Consider the following 2590-nt stretch of genomic DNA (forward strand, 5'->3'; position numbering starts at 1 on the left):
GCCGACGACCGGTGGCGGGACGACTGCGCCGACGACCGGTGGTGGCACGACTGCGCCGACGACCGGTGGCGGGACGACTGCGCCGACGACCGGTGGCGGGACGACTGCGCCGACGACCGGTGGCGGGACGACTGCGCCGACGACCGGTGGCGGGACGACTGCGCCGACGACCGGTGGTGGCACGACTGCCCCCACCACGACGGGAACCATGTAGTCGATCGTTCATAGGCGAAGGCCGCCACCCCGCAGAGGGATGGCGGCCTTCGTGGAGGATCGGCCCTTACAGGTCGAAGTACAGCTCGAACTCGTGCGGGTGCGGGCGCAGCTGGATCGGGGCGATCTCGTTGGTGCGCTTGTAGTCGATCCACGTCTCGATCAGGTCGGAGGTGAAGACACCACCGGCCTGCAGGTACTCGTTGTCCGCCTCCAGCGCCTCCAGAACGGCCGGGAGGGACGTCGGGACCTGCTGGACGTTCGCGTGCTCCTCGGGAGCCAGCTCGTAGAGGTCCTTGTCGATCGGCTCGGCGGGCTCGATCTTGTTCTTGATGCCGTCGAGGCCCGCCATCAGCAGGGCGGAGAAGGCGAGGTACGGGTTCGACGACGGGTCCGGGGCGCGGAACTCGACGCGCTTGGCCTTCGGGTTGGAGCCCGTGATCGGGATACGCATCGCGGCGGAGCGGTTGCGCTGCGAGTACACCATGTTGACCGGGGCCTCGAAGCCGGGGACCAGTCGGTGGTAGGAGTTCACCGTCGGGTTGGTGAAGGCCAGCAGCGACGGTGCGTGCTTGAGGATGCCGCCGATGTAGTAGCGGGCGATGTCCGAGAGTCCCGCGTAACCCTGCTCGTCGTAGAAGAGGGGGTTGCCACCGGCCCACAGGGACTGGTGGACGTGCATGCCCGAGCCGTTGTCGCCGAAGATCGGCTTCGGCATGAAGGTCGCGGTCTTGCCGTTGCGCCAGGCGACGTTCTTCACGATGTACTTGAAGAGCATCAGGTCGTCGGCCGCGGCGAGCAGCGTGTTGAACTTGTAGTTGATCTCCGCCTGACCGGCGGTGCCGACCTCGTGGTGCTGGCGCTCGATCTGGAGTCCGCTCCGCTCCAGCTCCAGGGACATCTCGGCGCGCAGGTCGGCGAAGTGGTCGACCGGCGGGACCGGGAAGTAGCCGCCCTTGTAACGGACCTTGTACCCACGGTTGTTCTCGACCGCGCCGGTGTTCCAGGCGCCGGCCTCGGAGTCGATGTGGTAGAAGCTCTCGTTCGCCGACGTCTGGAAGCGGACGTTGTCGAAGACGTAGAACTCGGCCTCGGGACCGAAGTACGCGGTGTCGGCGATGCCGGTGGAGGCGAGGTACGCCTCGGCCTTCTTGGCCACGTTCCGCGGGTCACGGCTGTACTGCTCGCCGGTGATCGGGTCGTGGATGAAGAAGTTGATGTTGATGGTCTTGTCGCGGCGGAAGGGGTCGACACGGGCGGTCGACAGGTCTGCGCGCAGTGCCATGTCGGACTCGTGGATGGCCTGGAAGCCGCGGATCGACGAGCCGTCGAAGGCAAGCTCGTCGGCCGGGTCGAAGGTCGCCGCCGGGACGGTGACGTGCTGCATCACACCGGGCAGGTCACAGAACCGGACATCGATGAACTTGACGTCTTCGTCGGCGATGAACTTCTTCGCGTCGTCGGCGTTCTGGAACATCCAACTCCTCCTACTCCCGGCCCGGGAGGGACGGGGTTGTAGCTCGTGGTGCGGCCAGTGCGGTGGCACACGCTGGACCCGACCATAGGCAGACCGGATTTCTCAAGCATGACCCATTTGTTTCGCAGAAGTTAACCGAGCCGGGTGTGAGCAGCACCTCGTGGCCGGTTCCGGGCCGCTCCTGAGCGCCGCCGCGCAGGCCCTCAGGAGGGGCCGCCCGGGGGGCGGCACGGGCGGGCGCAGTACCGTGGTCGGGTGGACAACAGGCAAGCAATCGGATCGTGGCTCTCAGGGCCGCGCGCGGCCGCCGAGGAAATGGGGGCCGACTTCGGCTACCGGGGCAAGCGGCTCGGTCTGCCCGAGCACGGCCCGGGATCCGTGGCGCCGCTCGGCCGGCGCTTCGGCGCGGTCTTCATCGACTGGGCCCTGTGCCTGGTGATCGCATACGGGCTGCTCGCTCGCGGTGACCAGCAGGCGGCCGGAAACTGGGCGCTCGGCGTCTTTCTCGTACTGAGCGTGCTCACCGTCGGCACCATCGGCTGCACGCCCGGCAAGCGCCTCCTGGGCATCAGGGTCGTCGCCGAGAGCGGCGGCCGGCTCACTTTCGGCCGAGTGGTCGTCCGGAGCGTGCTGCTGTGCATCGTGATCCCGGCCCTGGTCTGGGACCGCGACGGCCGCGGCCTGCACGACCGGCTGGCCCGCGCGGTTCAGGTCCGTATCTGAGCCACTGAGCCGAGGACGTACGGCTGAGAAAGCGGACGCCGAGGACGGAACAGGGAAGGGGGCGGGGGGGGGGGGGGGGGGGGGGGGGGACGGCCCCCCCCCCCCCCCCCCGCGGCGCGGGGGGGGGGGGGCGGCTGCCGCAGCGGGGGGGCGGGGGCCGCCGCGCCGGAGCCCCCC

General features: G+C 69.2%; 3 protein-coding genes. 2 read left to right on the plus strand and 1 reads right to left on the minus strand.

Annotation, left to right across the window (positions count from 1 at the left end):
- A partial coding sequence (locus ACF1B9_RS01530) for a hypothetical protein (RefSeq protein ID WP_391795889.1) occupies positions 1–228 on the plus strand: 228 nt, incomplete at its 5' end.
- 52 nt (positions 229–280) lie between these two features.
- Here ACF1B9_RS01530 and glnA read toward each other — a convergent pair.
- Positions 281–1690, minus strand: coding sequence for a type I glutamate--ammonia ligase (gene glnA, locus ACF1B9_RS01535; protein ID WP_351082790.1), 1410 nt, complete (start codon positions 1688–1690; stop codon positions 281–283).
- Positions 1691–1945: 255 nt separating this feature from the next.
- Between glnA and ACF1B9_RS01540 the strand changes: the two genes are divergently transcribed.
- Positions 1946–2413, plus strand: coding sequence for an RDD family protein (locus tag ACF1B9_RS01540; RefSeq protein ID WP_376223271.1), 468 nt, complete (start codon positions 1946–1948; stop codon positions 2411–2413).
- The last annotated feature ends 177 nt before the right edge of the window (positions 2414–2590 follow it).

This window comes from Streptomyces sp. NPDC014727 (assembly GCF_043083485.1).
GTDB lineage: Bacteria > Actinomycetota > Actinomycetes > Streptomycetales > Streptomycetaceae > Streptomyces.